This window comes from Curtobacterium sp. MCBD17_030, from assembly GCF_003224255.1.
In the GTDB taxonomy this organism is placed as follows: Bacteria; Actinomycetota; Actinomycetes; order Actinomycetales; family Microbacteriaceae; genus Curtobacterium.
On the sequence record NZ_QKLI01000008.1, the window covers coordinates 40,681 to 61,142 of the forward strand.

A 20,462-nucleotide genomic window follows, 5' to 3' on the forward strand; every position below is an offset into this window, starting at 1 on the left:
GGGGCCCGCCCGATCAGGGCTGCGCGACCGACGCAGTCACGGTGAACTTCGCGGTGCGGACGACCTGCCGGGTCGGTCCGACGACCCGCTCGAGCACCGGGCGGTACCGCAGGTGCGAGTTCCACACCGTCCAGAGTTCGCCACCGGCGCGCAGCACCGACGCCGCGTTCCGGAACATCGCCTCCGCCGCGTCGGTCGACACCGTCGTGTCCGCGTGGAAGGGCGGGTTGCAGAGCACCAGGTCGGCGCCGTCCTCGTCGAGTTCGTCGCCGGCGTCGCTCCGGACGGTGCGCACCCGGTCCCCGACGCCGTTCAGGTCCGCGGTCATCCGTGTGGAGGCGACGGCCGCGGCCGACACGTCCGTCGCGACGACGTGCACCCGCGGGCGTCGTCGAGCCACCACGGTGGCGATCACCCCGTTGCCGCAGCCGAGGTCGACGACCTGGCGGGCCTCCGGGACGGCGTCGTCGAGCGCGTCGAGGAGCACCCGGGTCCCCAGGTCGAGCGTCGCACCGGCGAACACGCCACCGTGAGCGGCGACCGTGATCCCGAGCTCGTCCTGGTGCACGCGGCGCGGCCAGGGATCGGTGACGTCGGCACGGGCAGCAGCCGCGCGCAACGGGTCGGAGGCGATGAGCAGGCGTGACTTCCCGCGCCCTCGACTCGCCACGACCTCACCGAAGGACCGGCGGAGGACGTCGTTCTGCGACAGCGACATGTACTTGGTCCGGCCACCGCACAGCAGCACCACGTCCGGTGCCGCGTACCGGGCGACCGCGCGGGCGACCTCGTCGAGCCGGTCGTGCGACTTGGTGAGCCGGAGCAGGACGAGCCGGGCGTCCCGGAACGACTCCTCGAACCCCTCCGGGTGGTGGAACCCGCGACGTCCGAAGGTCCCGGCGCTCGCTTCCAGCGCGCGTTCCCCGACGAGCGAGTCCTGCACCACCCGGACGTCGCTCGCGCCGTGCAGCGCGAGCACCCCGAGCGTGAGGACTCCGTACCGGTCGTCGACGACCGTGACGGCGCCAGGATGGCGGAGCGCGTCGCCGTGCACGTGCGGAGCCTCGTCGAGCAGGAACCGGTCGGTGCCCTCGATGGCGATGAGGTCCGGTCCCTGTTCCCGGGGGTGGCGCCGGAAATGGTCGACGAAGTCGGAAGCGGACATGTCCCCGAGCGTACCGACGCCACCCCGGCCCTCCCCCGGCCGGGCCGTCGCGTGGCGCAGGTCGCAACGGCGTCCGGTATATCACACGCGACAAGTGTGAGCAGGACTCCTACGCTCAGGGGAGGTCGGGTCCACCGGCTCCAGGACGCAGCGGGAGGGGTAGATGTTCGCACCGCGACCCAGGGCCGGGACGAGGAAGCTGCTCCGCGACGTCGCCCGTGACCGGCTCCGCAGCGAGATCATGAGCGGGCGGCTGCGCCCGGGCGACCGGTTGGACGACGACGAACTGGCCGAGCGGCTCGGGTGCTCCCGGACGCCGGTCCGCGAGGCCCTCGCCGACCTCGACCGCCTGGGGCTGGTCGAGTTCTGCGCGAACCGGTACACGCGGGTCGCCGTCCCGCGGGACGAGGACGTCCTGCCGGCGCTGCAGGCCCTCGGGCTGCTGTTCGGCGGACTGGTGCGCGTCTCCGTCCCGACGCTCAGCGACCAGAACCGCGCCGCGCTGTTCCGACGACTCGGGGTCCTGCTCGACTGCATGCAGACACCGGGCTGGCGGGCGACGGCGGACGCGGCGACCCCGGTCTACCGGACGTTCATCAGCGAATGTCGGAACCCGATGCTGTCGGCGGCGCTCCGCGCGTCACTCGACGGCCTGACCTTCCGGCTGCGCAGCGACCGTCTGCACGAGTCGCTGCCGTGGGAACACATCCGGAACGGCGTCGTCGCGCTCCGGATCGCGGTGGACAGCAGGGACGGTCGACTCGCCGAGCGCGCCACCTGGGCTGTCCACATGCTGCCGGACCCGGACCGCAGCAGCCCGCAGGTCGACGACGGGCAGCGCCCGGAGCAGACCGGACGGACCGCTGACCGTGTGCGGTGAGTGCATGCGAGCGGTGATCGATGCCGTCCGTGCGCGTCGTCCGGGGGCACGGCGAACGCGGTGCGCCCCGTCGGACGAGGCGCCGACCGGCGTCCCGCCGTGCTCGTCGTCCCCCAGCGCACTCCGCGCCCTGCTCGACCCTCCGCCCGACGCCTGACGCCTGAGCAGCAGAACGCCCGGCCGCGGTCGTCGCTCGAGGGCGACGACCGCGGCCGGGGCGTCAGGACGGTCAGCGCTCGGCGACCAACCGCACGCTCGAGGTCGTCGTGTTCGCGCCCTTCGACGTCGCCGTCGCCACGACCACGTGGTCGCGGGCCTCGAGCGCCGGCGTCCGGATGACCCAACGACCGTCGCCGTCGGCCACGGTGTGCCCGAGACCGTCGACGACCCCGCCCTGTTCACCGAGGTCGATCGCAGCTCCCGGCGCGGCCACCCCGGCGATCCGCACCTCCGGCCAGACGGGCGACACGAGGAACCCGTCGCCGGGAGACGTGATGCGCACGGCCGCGCCGTAGTCCAGGCGCACCGGCACGGTGTCGGTGTCCTGGCTGCGGACCCGCTGGACGACCTGGAGCGCGAACACGCCCCCGCGACCCGGAGCCGGCACCGAGACCGTCCAGTTGCCGTCCTCGCCGACCGTGGTGCCGACGACGACACGGGCGCCGTCCCGGACCTCGACCCGGGCGCCCGGCTGCCCTCGTCCCGCCACCGTCGCACGCTCCGAGACGTCCGCCGGGAACTGGGCCGAAGCGGTCAGCGCGGCGATGACCAGCCGGACGTCGACGTCGGCGCTCGCGACCTCTTCGCTGCCCTTCCGAGCGACCAGGTGGACGGGGTTCGTCCCGTTTGCCAGACCGGTGAGACCGAAGTTCCAGGAGCCGGTCGACGAGGGCGTGACCGACCGGGTGACCTCGGTGCCGTCGCGCTTCCAGGTGACCTCCACCGACGTCGTGCCCGCCGGTGCGGTGCCGACGAGGGTCGCGGTGCCGTCCACCACGTCGACGTCCTCCACGGTCGCCTGCAGGCCCGCGCCGGTGACCGTGGTCGTCACGGTCGCGGTCGTGTCGAAGGTGCCCGCGGCGACGGAACCGGCGAGCGTGCCCCGCAGCGAGCTCGTCGTCGTCGTGATGCCGATCGGCGTCTCGATCCGCATCGCGAAGCGGAACTGCTGACCCGCGGCGATCGCCCAGTTCCGGCTGCCGAGGGAGAACGAGTACGTCCTGCCGTCGGCCGAGCGGGATCCGCTGACGAGCGAGTCGCCGCCGAAGTCCTTCCAGGTGGTCCCGTCCCGGTACTGACCGGTCTGCCGGTCCTGGCCCGGCGCGAACGTGGTGCCCTCGGGCGCCGTGAAGACCAGGGTGCCGGTGGGCGTCGTGAAGGCGGACTGCGCGGTGTAGCCCGCGTACACCGTCGTCGTGGCACCGCGCGGCAGGTCCGCCGTGCCGACGTTGCCGGTGATCCGCCCCGGCTTCGCCGGGTCGGTGATCGTCACCGTCACCGACGTCTGGTCCCGGTACTGCCCGTCGACGTACTGCTGGAAGACCAGCGTGTTCTTCCCGACCTGCAGCCCTGTGACGGTCGTCTCCCACGTCCCCGTCCCGGCGTCGCTCGCGGTGGCGACCTGACGGCCGTTCAACCGGATGCTCGCCTTCCCCATCGCCGTTCCGGTGATCCGAGCGGTCCGTCCCACGTCGTCCTTCGACGCGACCTGCGCGGTGATCGCCCGCTGCGGGTACGGCCGCGTGACCGGTGAGCTGCTCACCGTCGCCGAGTTCTTGCACCCGATCAGGCAGGCGTAGGTCCAGAACCGGGGGGTCCGGGTCTCGCCGTACCGCCACCCGGCGAAGGTCGCGGTCGACGTGCCACCGTCCCAGTGGTAGTCACCGCCGACGTTCCCGACGTGGATCTGACAGGTCGTCTCGAACAACCCGCAGCGTGGCTTCCCGGTGACCCGGTAGGTCCGGTCGTCGATCGGCGTCAGGCTGACGCCCGTCGGCGTGTTCGCGACCGTCCTGGTCGATCCCGGCGGCGCCGATGTGGTCGTCGCCGACGCCGGCCCTCCGGCCACCAATGCGGAGACGACGACCGCCGTGGCGGCCATCGCGATGGTCGTGATGCGCATGGACTCCTCCTCGTGTCATGACTCGGTCCGAGCCAGGGCACACCGTAGAGAGGATCAGGATGCGCTACAAATTCGGTATATCACTCAGCGCTGGGGCCGGTAGAGCACGACCGCCGTGTTGCGCTGCGGCCGCATCCCGGCACGGAGCGGCACCGCCGCCCCGGTCGTCGTCGCGGCGAACACCCGAGCGCCCGGACGGCTGATCAACTGGTCGGCGAGGGCGCGCTCGAGCTCCCGGACCCGAGTCCGGAGCGCGCGGTTCTCGTTCTCCAGGTCCAGGACACGCCGGATCCCCTCCAGCGACACCCCCTCGGATCCCAGCCGCGCGATCTCCCGCAGCTGCGCGACGTCCCGCATCGAGTACCGACGGGACCCGCCGCGGGTCCGTCCGGGGACGACCAGGCCGAGCCGGTCGTACTGCCGCAGTGTCTGCGGGTGCATCTCCGCCAACTCGGCGGCGACCGCGATCGCGAAGACGGGCGAGGTCTCGTCCATGTCGGCCATCTGAGCGCTCCTAGCGGGACTGACGGGAGGCTCGGTGCCGGTTCCTGACGGAGCCGCACCGAGCCTCCCGGCCGGGTCTGGTGGTGATGTGGTGCGTGACGCTAGCCGCGCGCCTTGGCGAGCAGGTCCTCGCGCGGGTCTTCGTCGGGCAGGGCTGCGGCGAGGGCGTCGAGCGCCTCGCGCGCCTTGTCCGACAGGTGGGACGGCACCGCGACCTGGACGGTGGCGAGCAGGTCGCCCGTGCCGTTCTTGGTCGTGACGCCGCGGCCCTTGACACGGAGGACCCGTCCGGACGGCGTGCCGGGCGCGACGCGGAGCTTGACCGGCGCGCCACCGAGGGTCGGGACCTCGATCGTCGCGCCGAGCGCGGCCTCCACGAAGGTGACCGGCACGTCGACCCGCAGGTTGAGGCCGTCTCGCTCGAACACCGGGTGCTTCCGCACCGTGACGGTGACCACGAGGTCACCGGCCTCACCGCCGTCGGGGCTCTGCTCACCACGACCGCGCAGCCGGATCTTCTGGCCGTCGGCGACGCCCGCGGGGATGCGGACGTTCACCGGCCGGCCGTTGCCCTGCGCGAGCTTGACGGTGTCACCGGCGACGGCGGTGGCGAGGTCGAGCGTCGTCGTCGCGGTGACGTCGCGCCCCTTCGTCGGGCCGCCGAAGCCACGGAAGCCGCCGGTGTTCTGGCCGAAGCCGCCACCGCCGAACATGCCGCCGAGGATGTCCTCGAAGCCGCCGGCACCGCCGCCGCCCTGACCGAAGCGGACGCGCTGTCCGCCCCCGCCCTGGCCGCCGCCGCCGAACATGCCACCGAAGACGTCCTCGAAGCCGCCCTGGCCGCCCGGTCCGCCCGCCGTGAAGCGGGCCCCGGAACCCATCGCGCGGACCTGGTCGTACTCCTTGCGCTGCTCCTTGTCGGAGAGCACGGAGTACGCCTCGCTGATCTCCTTGAACTTCGACTCGGCAGCAGCGTCACCCGGGTTGGAGTCCGGGTGGTACTGCCGCGCGAGCTTCCGGTAGGTCTTCTTCAGGTCGGCCTCAGAGGCGTCCTTGGACACCCCGAGGACCGCGTAGAAGTCCTTGTCGAACCAGTCCTGACTGGCCACGGCTCACCTCCCCTCTTCCGATGCCGGCCCTCAGGCCGGGACCGCCACGGCGACCTTGGCCGCACGGAGCACACGCTCGCCGAGCCTGTAGCCCGGTTCGACGACGTCCGCGACCGTCTGACCGGTGGCACCCGGGGTCGGGAGCTGGACGATCGCCTCGTGGATGTTCGGGTCGAAGGTCTCGCCCTTCTCACCGATCTGCACGAGCTTGAACCTGTCGAACCCGGCGCGGATCTTCTGGCCGATGACCTGCATGGGGCCCTCGGGCAGGTCCCCGTGCGCCTCGGCGCGAGTCAGGTCGTCGAGCGCGGGGAGGAGTGCACGCACCACCTCGGCGATCGCGACCTCGCGGTTGGCCTCGCGGTCGCGCTCGACGCGCTTCCGGAAGTTCACCAGCTCGGCCTGCGCACGGAGCATGTCCGCGCGCATCTCGGCGACCAGGTCGCGGTCGGACGGGGACAGACGGTCCTCGGCGATGCCGGACGCGGCGTCGGCGAGCAGGGCCTCGTCCTCAGGGCTGAGGTCGTCCGCCGGGCTCCCGTCCGTCGGACCCCCGTCCGCCGCAGCGGGAGCATCCGTCGGGACCTCGACGTCGGGGCCCTCGGCCTCGATCAGGTCCTCGGGTGCCGTCGCGTTGGTGGCGTCGCCCTCGACCTGCGGCTCCCGGGCGTCGTCGACGTTGTCGTCGTGCACGTTGCCGTCAGCGTTGTTGGAGTCAGCCATCGGTTACTTCTTGTCCTTGTCGTCCTCGTCGTCCACGACCTCGGCGTCGACGATGTCCTCGTCGTCACCGGCGGTCTGGCCCTCCGCGCCCGCTTCCGGACCGGCGGCGGCGGCCGACTGGTCCTGGGCGTAGATGGCCTGGCCGATCTTGCCCTGCGACTCGTTCAGCTTGTCGAAGGCGGTCTTCACCGCGTCGTCGTCGTCTCCCGCGAGGGCGGACTTCAGCGCGTCGACGTCGGCCTGCACCTCGGACTTGACGTCCGCGGGGAGCTTCTCGTCGTTCTCCTTGATGAGCTTCTCGATCGAGTACGCGAGCTGCTCGGCCTGGTTGCGACGCTCGCTGGCTTCGCGGCGGGCCTTGTCCTCGGCGGCGTGCTCCTCGGCCTCGCGGACCATGCGCTCGATGTCCTCCTTCGGCAGCGACGAGCCGCCGGAGATGACCATCGACTGCTCCTTGCCGGTGCCCTTGTCCTTCGCGGACACGTGCACGATGCCGTTGGCGTCGATGTCGAACGTCACCTCGATCTGCGGGATGCCCGCGGGCGCCGGAGCGATGCCGGTCAACTCGAAGGTGCCGAGCGCCTTGTTGTCGCGCGTGAAGTCGCGCTCGCCCTGGAAGACCTGGATGGCGACCGACGGCTGGTTCGAGTCAGCGGTCGTGAAGGTCTCGCTGCGCTTGGTCGGGATCGCGGTGTTGCGGTCGATGAGCTTCGTCATCAGGCCGCCCTTGGTCTCGATGCCGAGCGAGAGCGGGGTGACGTCGATGAGCAGGACGTCCTTGCGCTCACCCTTGAGGACACCGGCCTGCAGCGCGGCGCCGACGGCGACGACCTCGTCCGGGTTGACGCCCTGGTTCGGCGACTTGCCACCGGTCAGCGACTTGACGACCTCGGCCACGGCGGGCATACGGGTCGAGCCGCCGACGAGGACGACGTGCGCGATGTCGTTCACCGACACGCCCGCCTCCTTGATGACGTCGTTGAAGGGCTTCTTCGTGCGGTCGAGCAGGTCGGAGGTCATCTGCTCGAACTGGGCGCGCGAGATGGTCTCGTCGAGGTTCAGCGGGCCGTTCGCTGTGAGGGTGAGGTACGGCAGCTGGATGTTGGCGCTCAGCTGGCTCGACAGTTCCTTCTTCGCCTGCTCGGCGGCTTCCTTCAGGCGCTGCTTGGCGATCTTGTCCGTGGACAGGTCGACGCCGTGCTCGTCCTTGAACTTCTTGACCAGGTGGTCGACGATGCGCTGGTCCCAGTCGTCGCCGCCCAGGCGGTTGTCGCCCGAGGTCGAGCGGACCTGGATCGTGGAGAAGTCGTCGTCCTTGCCCACCTCGAGCAGGGAGACGTCGAACGTGCCGCCACCGAGGTCGAAGACCAGGATGAGCTCGTCTTCCTTGCCCTTGTCGAGGCCGTACGCCAGTGCGGCCGCAGTCGGCTCGTTGATGATGCGGAGGACGTTGAGGCCGGCGATCTCACCGGCGTCCTTCGTGGCCTGGCGCTCGGCGTCGTTGAAGTACGCCGGGACGGTGATGACCGCGTCGGTGACGTCTTCACCGAGGTACTGCTCGGCGTCGCGCTTGAGCTTGCCGAGGGTACGGGCCGAGATCTCCTGCGGTGTGTAGCTCTTGCCGTCGATGTCGACCTTCCAGTCGGTACCGATGTGGCGCTTCACGCTCGCGATGGTGCGGTCGACGTTCGTGACGGCCTGGCGCTTGGCGGTCTCGCCGACCAGCACCTCGCCGTCCTTCGTGAAGGCGACGATCGACGGCGTGGTGCGGAGGCCCTCGGCGTTCGCGATGACGGTGGGCTCGCCGCCCTCGAGCACGCTGACGACCGAGTTGGTGGTTCCGAGGTCGATTCCTACTGCACGTCCCATGGGGAGGTACTTCCTTTCATTGGGTGCCGGGAGGTCCGACGCGTGGTGCTGACGTCTACAGACTTGCGTCCCTTGGACTCAACTCTACTCCCATCCAGAGGCCGGTCAAGTTCCGGAGTTGGAAGTTGCGTCCAAGCGACGCAAGGCGGCTGGGCAGCCCCACATACCGGCCTTCATCAACGTGATATTCTCTATCTGACATTCGCTGCTCCACCGGTGCAGCCCGATCCGAAAGACACCTCACTCTTATGAAAGCATTCCCTCGAGCTGCGGCCGCGACCGGCGTCGCTGCAGCCACCCTCGCCGCCAGCTTGAGTATCGGTCCCGCGGCGTCGGCCGAGTCGAGCGGCCCGTGGAGCAGTCTCGATTCGTCAGTCGTTCCGTTCACAGTCGGTCAGACCCAACGAGTGCATCCTGCCTTCCGTATCCACTCGGACAGCCATACGAAGGATCTTCGTTGGGAGTTCTCCGCACCCAGCGGAACGCACTTCTCGGCGAACGACGCGATCGTGGGATTCGATCGACCGCTGTCAGGGCGTGCGGGGCTCGAGAACTGCACACTGTCCGACCAGGATCGCAAGATGCTGTGCTCGCACTCCGGCACCGGCACGGGGGGATTCTGGGGCGGCTCGCACACGTGGTACTACTCGCCCTCCCTGACGGTCGACACTCCTGGCCCGAAGCGCTCGGTCATCGTCCGCTTCTCCGGCCAGTCCGCCCCGGCGAACTCCACCAACTGGACGTCTTTCGACGTCTCGTCGTCGGTACCGATCTCGACACCGTTCACCGCGTCGTCGTCCTACGACAAGACCGAGGACTCGTTCACGATCTCCGGCACGACCGAGGGCAACTGGGACATCTGGACCAGCGCGGACAACGGCGCCAAGTGGAAGTGGCTCACCTCGGCCGCAGAGTACAAGTACTCGCGCAAAGCTCCTCGGTCGGACACGGCCGGCAGGACCCTGCGGGTTCGTCAGGCTGCCGATGGCGTGCAGACGACCGTGCCGCTCCACGACCCCGCCCTCACAGAGGTCTCGGTCGGGAAGAAGGGTAGTCAGCGGACCCTCACCACGAACGCGGGCAGCAGTGGCGCGACCATCCACGTGTCCAGGGACGACACCCCGGGGGGCGATTACCAGACACTGACCGCTGGCTCGGACGGCTGGGTCCGCGGAGCTGTCCTCGACCGGGTCCCCTCGACCGCGACCACGGCGACGATCTGGTCTGGTGACCGCGGAGAACGCACCAAGGTCAACCTTCCGCAGGTCCTCAGCGCCAACGCATTCGACGCCGACGTCGAGAAGGGCACGGCGCGCCTGAGCGGGTACGTTCCGACGGACGCGAACCTCGTCGAGATCCGGTGGGGCACGACGACCAAGGCCTTCGCTCCAGGCGCGGACGGCTCGTTCACCTTCACACTCGACAAGCTCGCTCTCGGATCGAACGCAGTACAGATCCGTGCGCTCAAGGGCGGCACCGAACTCGGTGAGTTGGAACTCGATGTCGCACTCAAGGTCCAGGACGTCACTGCGAAGCACACCTTCGATCTCGAGAACCCCGAGAAGACCGTACAGATCAGCGGCACTGCGACGCCGGGCACCAAGGTCGAGGTGCGCCGCGGCAACAGTGTCGTGGGCTACGACACCGTCAACGGCGGGGGCGAGTGGAGCACCACGGTCAATGCCCCGAACATGACCGGTGTCGACACCCTCGACGTCGTGCAGGTCGTCCGTGGCCAGGACAACGGTCACACGGAACTGAAGGTCGACTACGGCGCGGGCACGACGATCACGTCGCCGGCAGACGACTTCGTGCTCGAACCGGGCAGCACGCTCCTGCTCACCGGTGTGTCGCAGCAGAACTCGCTGATCAGGGTCTACGAGAAGGGCAAGCAGGGCACGATCCTCGGGTCGATGCAGGCCGACAAGGACAACGGCAGCTGGGGCATCCCGATCGACGGCCTCGAGGATCGTGAGTACAAGCTCGTCGTCGCCACGACGAGTAAGGGCTACAACCGCACCACCGTCGAGATCACGGTGAACCCGGGCAAGTCCTCGAACGGTGGCGTCGCGGCCGATGGCGTCGGGTTCGACCTGTCGATGGAGGTCGGCGAGACGAAGGACCTCTACGTCGGCCTCAAAGCGACCGACGCGCTCACGTCGCTGCAGGACACCACGTTCAAGGTGACTGCGCCTGCCGGGACGAAGTTCGTCGACGGCACCTCGAAGAGCCAGTACCTCGACCCCAACGGGCAGTGGAAGAGCGACGGCAATGCCACCGCGACCGTCACGGTGCAGGACGGCGGCGCGAAGGCCGTCGTCACGCTGAACACCAAGCACGGCTGGACACGGGACACGGGACAGCAGGCCCGCTGGAGCCTGCCGATCGAGGGCACGGCTGCTGGCACCGGTGACGCCACGTTCACCGTGAGCGGTACGAGCAACCGCGGCGCGTTCACCGCGTCCGGCACGTCGGCCGTCAGCGTGGTCGAGCAGCCAACGGTCACGTTCCCGAATGTACCGGTCGCCGCTCCCGGCACAACGACAGACTGGGTCGATGGTTCCATGTCGAGCAACGCCGCGGGTGAGCTTGAGCTGAAGGCACCCGCGGGCACGACGATCGTCGAAGCACGAGGGTTGGGTGTGGGCAGCGGATCCACGATCGTCGGGCAGATCCGTGACGGCGGGAAGAGCGCGTTCTTCCCGGGTGACAACACATGGGCTGATGACTTCCGGAAGATCCAGTTCAAGCTGCGCGTGAACGACGACGCGGCGCCGGACACGACGATCACTGGTGGAACTGCGACCATCAAGAAGGCCGGGCAGGAGGACGTGGCTGCGGAAGGGACGTTCTCCGTCCAGACCGGTGCGAAGGTGACGTTCGACGTGCCAGCGACTTCGGCCGGATCGACGACCGACTGGGTGTCGGGGTCGATCTCCTCCAAGAAGCAGGGCGAGGTCACGCTCCACGCTCCTGAGGGCACGAAGTTCGTCGCGGCTCAGGGAGCCGGGGGCAGCGGCGCCGTGGTGTCCGGTTCAGTCGCAGAGGACGGGAAGACGGCAACCATCGCCGGAGACCAGACCTGGGAGGACAATTTCCGGAAGATCCAGTTCAAGCTGCAGGTCCTCGAGGGCCAGAAGGGCGGCGCCGAGCTGACCGGCGGCAGCGTCGACATCGTGGCGGAGGGCACCACCCCGGTCATCGGCCACGGTGACATCACCGTGGTCGAGCAGCCAACGGTCACGTTCCCGAATGTACCGGTCGCCGCTCCCGGCACAACGACAGACTGGGTCGATGGTTCCATGTCGAGCAACGCCGCGGGTGAGCTTGAGCTGAAGGCACCCGCGGGCACGACGATCGTCGAAGCACGAGGGTTGGGTGTGGGCAGCGGATCCACGATCGTCGGGCAGATCCGCGACGGCGGGAAGAGCGCGTTCTTCCCGGGTGACAACACATGGGCTGATGACTTCCGGAAGATCCAGTTCAAGCTGCGCGTGAACGACGACGCGGCGCCGGACACGACGATCACTGGTGGAACTGCGACCATCAAGAAGGCCGGGCAGGAGGACGTGGCTGCGGAAGGGACGTTCTCCGTCCAGACCGGTGCGAAGGTGACGTTCGACGTGCCAGCGACTTCGGCCGGATCGACGACCGACTGGGTGTCGGGGTCGATCTCCTCCAAGAAGCAGGGCGAGGTCACGCTCCACGCTCCTGAGGGCACGAAGTTCGTCGCGGCCCAGGGAGCCGGGGGCAGCGGCGCCGTGGTGTCCGGTTCAGTCGCAGAGGACGGGAAGACGGCAACCATCGCCGGAGACCAGACCTGGGAGGACAATTTCCGGAAGATCCAGTTCAAGCTGCAGGTCCTCGAGGGCCAGAAGGGCGGCGCCGAGCTGACCGGCGGCAGCGTCGACATCGTGGCGAACGGCACCACCCCGGTCATCGGCCACGGTGACATCACCGTGGCGGTCGCACCGGCAACGGTCGAGAACGGCGGCGTCAAGACCGACGCACTCGGCTTCGACGCATCGATGCAGGTCGGCGAGACCAAGGAACTCTACGTCGGCCTCGAAGCGACCGACTCGCTCACGTCGCTGCAGGACACCACGTTCAAGGTCACTGCTCCGGCGGGGACGAAGTTCGTCGACGGCACCTCGAAGAGCCAGTACCTCGACCCCAACGGGCAGTGGAAGAGCGATGGCAATGCCACCGCGACCGTCACGGTGCAGGACGGCGGCGCGAAGGCCGTCGTCACGCTGAACACCAAGCACGGCTGGACACAGGACACGGGACAGCAGGCCCGCTGGAGCCTGCCGATCGAGGGCACGGCTGCTGGCACCGGTGACGCCACGTTCACCGTGAGCGGTACGAGCAACCGCGGCGCGTTCACCTCATCCGGCAAGTCCACCGTCACCGTGGTCGAGTCGGCCAAGCCGGCGACGCCGGCGAACGTCGAGGGGTACTTCCCCACGAACGTGAAGCAGTGGGCCCACATCAAGGGCTCCGGCGTCACCGCGAACGCCGCGATCACCATCTCCAACAGCAACGGCGTCGTCACGACCGGCAAGGCCAACGCCTCCGGCGCGTTCGACCTCTCCGTCAACCCCTCCAAGGTCGGCTGGGGCGACCAGGCCTTCACCGTCACCCAGACCACCGACGGCAAGACCTCCGACCCCGCCAACGTGACCCTGCAGTACGCACCGAACACCGCACCCACGTTCACCTCCCCGGCGAACCTGGGCACGATCATCAACACCGGGCAGACCTTCACCGGCACCGGTGTCGACGGCGCACTGATCGGCCTCAAGGGCGCCGGGATCAGCACCGAACTGGCGTCCACGACGCTCAACGGCACCACGAACTGGTCCTTGCAGGCTGATCCCGCCATCACCCTCCCGATCGGCTCCTACCAGCTGTTCGCGAACCAGCACACCAAGGGCGGCAAGTTCAACAACGCCCCGATCATCGTCACCGTGAAGGACGCCAAGCCGGCGACGCCGGCCAACGTCCAGGGGTACTTCCCCGAGAACGTGAAGCAGTGGGCCCACATCAAGGGCTCCGGCGTCACCGCGAAAGCGACGATCACCATCTCCAACAGCAACGGCGTCGTCACGACCGGCAATGCCGACGCCTCCGGCGCGTTCGACCTCTCCGTCAACCCCTCCAAGGTCGGCTGGGGCGACCAGGCCTTCACCGTCACCCAGACCACCGACGGCAAGACCTCCGACCCCGCCAACGTGACCCTGCAGTACGCACCGAACACCGCACCCACGGTGCTCACCCCGACGCCGGGGAGCCAGATCGCCACGAAGGGTCAGACGTTCACCGGCATCGCAGTGGACGGAGCGCTGCTCGCACTGCACGGCTCGGGCATCACCGCGGACCTCGCCACGACGACGCTCAGCGGCACGACCGACTGGTCGATGACCGCTGACCCGGACGTGGCGCTCCCCGCCGGCAGCTACCAGCTGTTCGTGCAGCAGTTCACCAAGGGCGGCAAGTTCAACCAGCAGCAGCTGGGCGTCAACGTGGCCCCCTGACCCGAGCTGAGCTGAGCTGACCCGGCACTCCCCCGGTCCGGGCGGGACGTCCGAGCGACGTCCCGCCCGGACCACCACACGACGACCGACCAGACCCGAAGGGCCATCATGTCGACCCGGATCCTGACCACGACCGCTCTCACCCTCGCCCTCGCCGCCGCTCTCACCGGCTGTTCCGGGAGCAACGCCACATCGGAAACGAGCCCCACCCGCACGCCGACTCCGACCGACATCACCACGGCCCCGCCGCCCGAGCTCGAGAAGGCCACGGTGCGCTGCTCCGACGGGGTAGCCCGAGTGGCTGAGCTCAACAACAAGGAAGTCACCGTTCCCGACTGCGTGAAGGTCGTGATCACGACCTCGAACGCTCGCATCGTCATGGGCGACGCCGACGAACTCCGTGTGACCGGCGCGATCAACAGCATCACCGCCAAGGACGTCGCGTCCATCACCGTGACCGGGGACGCCAACGAGATCACGACGACGTCCACGCCGGAGATCGATGACTCCGGAGCGAAGAACGTCGTGAACCGCTGAGCTCCGTGCACGAGAAGGGGCCCCGATCGTTCTGGCGATCGGGGCCCCTTCTCGTGTACGGAGCAGTCACGGGGCCGCTCCCCGGCACTTCGAGATGTCAGGGACGTGAAGCGACCGCGTGGAGCAGCGCGACCACACGCTTCAGAGCGTCATCCACGGTGTGGGCCATGTCGGCGAAGTCGCTGGCATCACCCCGGACCGGATCCGTGATGTCCACGGCTCCCCGAGCGGCGAGGCGGAACCGTCCCACGACGTCGTCGAGGGACATCTCGTGCAACCGGACGTCGCTCTCGGTCGCCGCTCGGGCCACCTGAGCGAACTCGCCCAGGGTGTAGGTCCTCCGGAGGGCACCGGGAACGAGCGCGAGTACGTCGCGCCGGTGTCCGCGTTCCATCGTCAGCACGACATCCACGCTGCGGATGAGCGCCGCGTCGATCCGTCGGGACCGGTGAGCATCGAGCTGTGCCAGGCTCCGCGGTTGGACGAAGAAGCGGCGGAGCTGTTCGTGTGCCCCGGCGCCGAGCGGTGCCCTCGTCCCGGCACTGAGTGGAACGGCCGGAGTGTCGTCCCTCGCGGACCAGAGCTCGGAGAACGCCACCGTGGCGTACGGGGAGCGGCAGATGTTCCCCTCGCATACGAACAGCACCCGGGGCGGCACAGCGGGCGTCATCGTCTTCCCTCGACCGCCGCACGCCGCGCCCGCCGCGGGCTCTCGCTCTGCGGACGAGCAGTGGCGTAGTAGGAGTACGACTCCGGTCGGTGCCCGACACGGACACGGTTGGCGACGACGCCGAGCACTCGAGCTCCGACCGCGTCGACCTTGCTGACTGCCCGCCCGATGTCGCCCATCTTCACCCGGCCGTCGACCGAGGCGACGAACAGCACGCCCGACGCCGAGGCCCCCAGCACTGCTGGGTCCGTGACGGGAAGCGCGGGCGGTGCGTCGATGATCACGTAGTCGAACGACACCGACGCCGTCTGGACCACGAGCTGCATCTGCCGGGAGCTGAGGAGCTCGCTCGGGTTCGGCGGCACCTGGCCGGAGGTGAGGACGCGGAGGCCGCCTTCTCCGACCACCTGGATCGCGTCGTCGAGTTCGACCTGGTGGGCGAGCACGGTGGACAGGCCGACGCTGCCTTCGATGCCCAGGATGTCGGCAACGGACGGCCGCCGGAGATCGGCGTCCACGAGCAGCGTCCGGTGGCCGTTCTGCGCCAGCATGAGCGCCAGGTTGGAGGCGGTGGTCGACTTCCCCTCGCCGGCGAGCGAACTCGTGACCACGATGACCTGACAGTCGCCGTCGAGGTTCGTGAAGGTCAGGTGCGTGCGCAGCTGGCGGTAGGCCTCGGCTGTGCTGGAGAACTGCCCTCCGCTGCTGGTGAGGGCGATGGTGGCGATGTCGTCGGAGACCGGGATCTCCGCGAGGACGCTCTTCCCCGATGCGGACGCCACCTGGTCGACGCTCCGCACCTTCGTGTCCATCGTCTCGCGGAGCAGGGCGCTGCCGATGCCGAGGGCGAGACCGATGAGGGCGCCGACTGCGATGTCCACCGGCACGCGGGGTGAGGCCGGCGCGGTCGGCACTTCGGCCTTCTGATACACGCTCAACTTCACCAGCGATTCGCCGAGTGCATCCGTCTTCTCGAGGTCCCCCACGAGCTCGATGGTCTGCGCGGCGATCGCGTCCGCGAGCGCGGCGGCCTTCTCGGGGTCGGGCTGCGTCGCCGCGATCGACATGATGACGGTGTCGGCATTCGTCGTGGTCCGCACTGCTCTCTCGAGCTCGGACGGAGCGGCTTCGACTCCTGCTTCCCGAGCAGCGGCGCGGAGGATCGCGGTCGAGGTCGAGAGCTTCGCGTACGACGCCACGCGGGACTCGGAGAACGACCCACCCTGACTCAGGTCACTCGCGGTCGAACCGCCGTCCACCGAGACGAACATCTGCGCCTCGGCGCGGTACAGCGGCGTCGCGAGGAGCGACAGCGTCACCCCGCCCGTCACGCCCAGCAACGTGAGCATGGTCAGCAACCAATGCCGTCGTCGGATGACGGCCAGGAACTGTGCGAGCGACATGACGATTCCTTCGGGAAGGGGCTTGAGGGGCTGATATACAAACGATAGTATATCCCAAACAGTTGAAAGGAAAAGATGACGATCCTCGGCGCCGTCCTCATCGGCAGCGCGCTCCTCGGCGTGCTGCTCCGCCGGCGCGCCCTCGTCGCGGTCGCTCTCGGTTGCGCCGCCGGGCTCCCTTCCTCGGCCGGGCTCGTGGTCGGCCAGCCGGTGCCGATCTTCGTGTGTGTCGGAGCCGTCGCCGGCGTCGCCTTCCTCGTGGAACCACGTCGGGCGGGCCCGACGCCCGTCCTCACCGTGCTGGTCGGATTCGCGGTGTGGTCGCTCACGTGGACCGTCATGGCGCCCTGGGTGTTCGCGGGCGTCCCGGTGCTCACGCCCCGGGGCGGTGTCGAGCGCCAGCTCTCGGCGCTCACACCACTCGGCTACACGACGACCAACTTCGCGCAGTCGCTGATCCTCGCCAGTGCACTGGGCGCAGCAGCCTTCCTCATCCGCTCCCGGACCGCTCCGCTCGCACTGACCGTCACCACGTGGGTCGGCGTGGGCGGCAGCCTCGTGCGGAGCGCCCTGCGGCAGGCGGGGCTCGACGTCCTGGCACCCTTCCTCGACACGTTGCAGACCTACTACGCCGACACCGACAGCAGGTGGCGTGGCGTCTTCAACGAGCCGAGCGAGCTCGCGGCCTTCGCGACCGGGGTCGCGGCGTACGCCACCGCACGAGCGCTCCTCGCGGACCGTTCCGCGACGAGGGTCGCCTGCTCAGCACTCGCCGTCGGTGCCGGGACGCTGCTCCTGGGTTCGGCCTCGGGCACAGCCCTCGTCACGACGGGCATCGTCGCGGGGACTGCACTGATCGTGCTCGTCGCGCGTTTCGCCGCGAACGGCGGCCGCGGTGCGCCGTGGGTCGTCCTCGGGCTGCTGGCTGTCCTCATCACCGCGATGACGATGGGCACAGACCTGATCGAGCCGGCCGTGGAGTTGGCCACCGGCAAGCTCGGGAGCCAGTCCCAGCTGGCACGGAGCGGTGCGGACGGGGTCGGCCTCGAGGTCTTCTGGGACACCGGCGGCCTCGGGGCGGGTCTCGGCGGGAACCGCGCGTCCTCGTTCGTGGTCACCCTGCTCTCGACCGTGGGCGTCGTGGGAACCGCGCTCTTCTCGTTCGCCGTCTTCCGCACCGTCCGCACCGGCCTGCGGTCGCGCGTGACCGTACCGGCCGCCGTCGGCCTCCTGGCACTCCTGGTGGCGAAGACCGTGGCCATCCCTGACCTGGGCACCCCGCTCCTCTGGATCCTCCTCTGTGCCAGCCTGAGCGCGGGTGCCAGCAAGAACAGGAGAACGAGCGGCGACGGATCGGCAGCGTCCGCACACCCGTCACCGCCCCTCCGCGACGACGTCCCACCGTTCCACCGTTCCGCCCAGCAAGGAAGTCCGACATGAACCGACCCATCGACAAGGCGGCACCGATCGATCCCGCGACCACCGTGCGGTTCACCGGCGTCCAGGCGCTGCGGTTCCTCGCCGCGATGCTCGTCGTGGTGTCACACGTCCCGATCTACGTCCAGGAGCGCCTCCACGAGGACGTCCCCCGATTCCCCGTGGGCGTCGCGGGTGTCGCCGTCTTCTTCGCCATCAGCGGCTTCGTCGCGGTCATCGTGACGTCCCGTGACGACGTCCGTCCGGGCAGGTTCCTCCTCCGGCGCGCAGCCCGCATCGTGCCGCTCGCCTGGGCGATGACCACGATCAAGCTGCTCCTCGTCGTGATCGACCCCTCGTCGCTCGTGCGCGCTGCCGTCGACCCGTGGTACATCGTGGCGAGCTACCTCTTCCTCCCTGCACGAGGCGCCGACGGCCTGGTGCAACCGCTGTACACCGTGCAGTGGACGCTCTCGCACGAGTTGCTCTTCTACGTCGTCGTCGCCGGCGCACTGGCCCTGCGGACCAGACCCGCGACCCTCGTGCCAGTGGTCCTGGCCGTGCTCGCACTGCTCTCCGTCGCACGTCCGGACCCGTGGCCAGCGTGGCAGTTCCACGCGGACCCGATCGTCCTGTGCTTCGTCGCAGGGATGGCCGTCGGACAGTGGACCTGCGACCGTCGCCGTGGTCCGCTCGTCGTCCGGCTGCTCGGCGCGCTGATGTGCTGGGTCGTCGTCGAGGGCATCAGCGGCGCGCCCGTCGCTCACGCGCTGCTCCTGCCGGTCGCGACCACTGCGATCCTCGCGGCCGTGGTCGCGGAGACCTGGTGGCGGCGTCTGGTGGGTCGGCGGTTGCTGCTCCTCGGAGACGCGTCGTACGCGCTCTACCTGACACACCCGGTCGTCGTACCGGTCTTGATCGCCGCGTTGACACGCCTACCGATGCTCGCAGACCCCGCACGCTGGCCAGTCGTCGGGCTGCTCGCCGCGTGCGGGTCCGTCTTGGCGTCGGTGGCCGTCTGGAAGTGGGTCGACCGCCCGTTGCTGCGCCTGTCGCAGCGCCTCACGCAGCGACGGGAACCGGAAGTCACCGCTACCGGCGGCGGCGGGATCCTCGACGGCGCCCACCGGGATCGGACCGGGTGACACCGCACCGGGCGGTGGGAATCACGTTGTCCGTCCGGGTGAGGCGGCTCTTCCTCGTGGACGCCGCACGCCGCGGACGTCGCGGGCCGCCGAGACCTGGCGCGACGCCCGCAGGACCACGTCGGCGACGTGACCGAGGCGTCGGGAGCAGGACGGGCCTCCAGGACGGGCCGGGAGGCGTCCGCCGCGACGCGTCAGATCGCGTTGGCCTTCGCGACGCCGCCGTACCAGTGCGCGCTCGGCTTCGGCGTCCGTTCGAACGTCTCCCGGTCCCAGGCGACGAGCCCGAAGGTGGGCCGGAACCCGGAGGCCCACTCGTAGTTGTCGAGCAGCGACCAGTGCTGGTACCCGAGGACCTCGATGCCGTCCTCGATGCAGCGGTGGAGGCCCTCGAGTGCACCCTGTGTGTAGGCGATCCGGCGGGTGTCGTCCGCGGTCGCGATGCCGTTCTCGGTGACCATGACGGGCACGTGGCCGGACAGCTCCCACGCGCTGCGGATGCCGTCAGCGGCGGCCTCCGGGTAGAACTCCCACCCGGTCAGCGTCGTCTCGACATCGTCCTCGACCGGCATCGGGCCGGAGGGTCCGACGAACGTGCGCGTGTACGCCTGCACGCCGACGAAGTCGTCGCCGGCAGCCGCTTCGAGGTACCAGTCGTCGCGCGGGTACCCGTACTCGCGGAGCATCTCCTCGGACCCGGGCTCGCCGGAGGGCTTGAACGCCTGGGTCGCGATGGTCCACCCGGACTGGAGGCCCGACACCTGTCCCAGGACATCGCGCGACCGCCGGTGGCTGGCCAGCAGCGCGTCGGCGACGCCGAGGTCCGGGTTCGGCAGCCCGTAGGCGACGAGGTTCCGGGCGTCCTCGCCGCCGGCGAGCATCGCCGCGATGTTCGGCTCGTTGATCGTGCACACGTAGCGGACGCCGTCCTGGACGACGGGGAGCGCGGCCTCGGTGTACCGGGCGAACAGGTCGGCGGCGTCGGGGGCGCGCCAGAAGCCGTCCCGCTCGAACCAGCGCGGCACGGTGAAGTGCATGAGGGTGACGATCGGCTCGATGCCGAACTCGTGGCAGGCCTCGACCATGCGGCGGTAGTGGTCGACCTCGGCGCGGCTGACGAACCCGCGCTCGGGCTCGATGCGGGACCACTCGATGCTGAACCGGTAGGAGTTCAGGCCGAGGTCGGCGGCGATCCGGATGTCCTCGCGGTAGCGGTGGTAGCTGTCCGCCGCGTCGCCGGAGGGCTCGACGATCGTGGTGTCCGGCTCGTGCTCGTGCACCCACCAGTTGCTGTTGACGTTGTTGCCCTCGATCTGGTGGGCGGCGGTGGCGGCACCCCAGAGGAAGCCGTCGGGGAAGTGCAGCGTGGTGATGATGGTGCC

14 protein-coding genes are annotated in these 20,462 nt (G+C 69.5%); 5 read left to right on the forward strand and 9 right to left on the reverse strand.

The annotated features are described in order from the left end of the window. Positions 1 to 13: 13 nt before the first annotated feature. Positions 14 to 1,165: a class I SAM-dependent methyltransferase gene (locus DEI89_RS09175; RefSeq protein WP_110903748.1), complete on the reverse strand. Its 1,152-nt coding sequence runs from the start codon at positions 1,163 to 1,165 to the stop codon at positions 14 to 16. A 163-nt stretch (positions 1,166 to 1,328) separates the two neighbouring features. Here DEI89_RS09175 and DEI89_RS09180 point away from each other — a divergent pair, with 163 nt between their 5' ends. Then, positions 1,329 to 2,045, forward strand: coding sequence for a GntR family transcriptional regulator (locus DEI89_RS09180; RefSeq protein WP_110903749.1), 717 nt, complete (start codon positions 1,329 to 1,331; stop codon positions 2,043 to 2,045). 229 nt (positions 2,046 to 2,274) lie between these two features. On the opposite strand, the gene DEI89_RS09185 is transcribed toward DEI89_RS09180, so the two are convergent. The 5 genes from DEI89_RS09185 to dnaK all read right to left on the reverse strand — a co-directional run bounded on the left by DEI89_RS09185 (position 2,275) and on the right by dnaK (position 8,372). Beyond that, positions 2,275 to 4,167 carry a hypothetical protein gene (locus DEI89_RS09185; RefSeq protein WP_110903750.1) on the reverse strand — a complete coding sequence of 631 codons (1,893 nt, stop codon included), beginning with the start codon at positions 4,165 to 4,167 and terminating at the stop codon, positions 2,275 to 2,277. Positions 4,168 to 4,251: 84 nt separating this feature from the next. After that, entirely contained in the window at positions 4,252 to 4,662 is a 411-nt protein-coding gene (locus tag DEI89_RS09190) for a heat shock protein transcriptional repressor HspR (RefSeq protein WP_110903820.1), read from the reverse strand. Positions 4,663 to 4,772: 110 nt separating this feature from the next. Further along, the gene (locus DEI89_RS09195; protein ID WP_110903751.1) at positions 4,773 to 5,780 is read right to left on the reverse strand and encodes a DnaJ C-terminal domain-containing protein; all 1,008 of its coding nucleotides are present in this window, start codon (positions 5,778 to 5,780) and stop codon (positions 4,773 to 4,775) included. 30 nt (positions 5,781 to 5,810) lie between these two features. Continuing rightward, positions 5,811 to 6,503, reverse strand: coding sequence for a nucleotide exchange factor GrpE (locus tag DEI89_RS18070; RefSeq protein WP_258366499.1), 693 nt, complete (start codon positions 6,501 to 6,503; stop codon positions 5,811 to 5,813). A 3-nt stretch (positions 6,504 to 6,506) separates the two neighbouring features. Beyond that, entirely contained in the window at positions 6,507 to 8,372 is a 1,866-nt protein-coding gene (gene dnaK, locus DEI89_RS09205) for a molecular chaperone DnaK (RefSeq protein WP_110903752.1), read from the reverse strand. A 509-nt stretch (positions 8,373 to 8,881) separates the two neighbouring features. On the opposite strand from dnaK, the gene DEI89_RS09210 reads away from it, so the two are divergent. Further along, entirely contained in the window at positions 8,882 to 13,909 is a 5,028-nt protein-coding gene (locus DEI89_RS09210) for a hypothetical protein (protein ID WP_146236724.1), read from the forward strand. Between the two features lie 108 nt (positions 13,910 to 14,017). Beyond that, positions 14,018 to 14,446 (forward strand): DUF3060 domain-containing protein, encoded by a 429-nt coding sequence (locus tag DEI89_RS09215; protein WP_110903754.1) that lies wholly within the window; start codon positions 14,018 to 14,020, stop codon positions 14,444 to 14,446. A gap of 97 nt (positions 14,447 to 14,543) precedes the next feature. Here DEI89_RS09215 and DEI89_RS09220 read toward each other — a convergent pair whose 3' ends face one another. Beyond that, positions 14,544 to 15,116 (reverse strand): hypothetical protein, encoded by a 573-nt coding sequence (locus DEI89_RS09220; RefSeq protein WP_110903755.1) that lies wholly within the window; start codon positions 15,114 to 15,116, stop codon positions 14,544 to 14,546. Beyond that, positions 15,113 to 16,519: a polysaccharide biosynthesis tyrosine autokinase gene (locus DEI89_RS09225; protein ID WP_110903756.1), complete on the reverse strand. Its 1,407-nt coding sequence runs from the start codon at positions 16,517 to 16,519 to the stop codon at positions 15,113 to 15,115. The genes DEI89_RS09220 and DEI89_RS09225 overlap by 4 nt, the downstream gene beginning before the upstream one ends. 75 nt (positions 16,520 to 16,594) lie before the next feature. Between DEI89_RS09225 and DEI89_RS09230 the strand changes: the two genes are divergently transcribed. Both DEI89_RS09230 and DEI89_RS09235 read left to right on the forward strand, forming a co-directional pair. Then, positions 16,595 to 17,959 (forward strand): hypothetical protein, encoded by a 1,365-nt coding sequence (locus DEI89_RS09230; RefSeq protein WP_110903757.1) that lies wholly within the window; start codon positions 16,595 to 16,597, stop codon positions 17,957 to 17,959. Next, on the forward strand, positions 17,956 to 19,080 hold the full coding sequence (locus DEI89_RS09235; protein ID WP_110903758.1) for an acyltransferase: 1,125 nt from the start codon (positions 17,956 to 17,958) through the stop codon (positions 19,078 to 19,080). Before DEI89_RS09230 ends, DEI89_RS09235 begins: the two co-directional genes overlap by 4 nt. A 194-nt stretch (positions 19,081 to 19,274) precedes the next feature. Here DEI89_RS09235 and DEI89_RS09240 read toward each other — a convergent pair whose 3' ends face one another. Next, positions 19,275 to 20,456, reverse strand: coding sequence for a glycoside hydrolase family 1 protein (locus DEI89_RS09240; RefSeq protein ID WP_375537772.1), 1,182 nt, complete (start codon positions 20,454 to 20,456; stop codon positions 19,275 to 19,277). Positions 20,457 to 20,462 lie beyond the last annotated feature (6 nt).

Excerpts from the sequence above, each read along its gene's own strand:
- DEI89_RS09230 (WP_110903757.1), top strand. The coding sequence starts at position 16,595 with ATGACGATCCTCGGCGCCGTCCTCATCGGCAGCGCGCTCCTCGGCGTG.
- DEI89_RS09180 (WP_110903749.1), top strand. The coding sequence starts at position 1,329 with ATGTTCGCACCGCGACCCAGGGCCGGGACGAGGAAGCTGCTCCGCGAC.
- DEI89_RS18070 (WP_258366499.1), bottom strand. The coding sequence starts at position 6,503 with ATGGCTGACTCCAACAACGCTGACGGCAACGTGCACGACGACAACGTC.
- dnaK (WP_110903752.1), bottom strand. The coding sequence starts at position 8,372 with ATGGGACGTGCAGTAGGAATCGACCTCGGAACCACCAACTCGGTCGTC.
- DEI89_RS09175 (WP_110903748.1), bottom strand. The coding sequence starts at position 1,165 with ATGTCCGCTTCCGACTTCGTCGACCATTTCCGGCGCCACCCCCGGGAA.
- DEI89_RS09215 (WP_110903754.1), top strand. The coding sequence starts at position 14,018 with ATGTCGACCCGGATCCTGACCACGACCGCTCTCACCCTCGCCCTCGCC.
- DEI89_RS09225 (WP_110903756.1), bottom strand. The coding sequence starts at position 16,519 with ATGTCGCTCGCACAGTTCCTGGCCGTCATCCGACGACGGCATTGGTTG.
- DEI89_RS09190 (WP_110903820.1), bottom strand. The coding sequence starts at position 4,662 with ATGGACGAGACCTCGCCCGTCTTCGCGATCGCGGTCGCCGCCGAGTTG.
- DEI89_RS09235 (WP_110903758.1), top strand. The coding sequence starts at position 17,956 with ATGAACCGACCCATCGACAAGGCGGCACCGATCGATCCCGCGACCACC.
- DEI89_RS09220 (WP_110903755.1), bottom strand. The coding sequence starts at position 15,116 with ATGACGCCCGCTGTGCCGCCCCGGGTGCTGTTCGTATGCGAGGGGAAC.
- DEI89_RS09185 (WP_110903750.1), bottom strand. The coding sequence starts at position 4,167 with ATGCGCATCACGACCATCGCGATGGCCGCCACGGCGGTCGTCGTCTCC.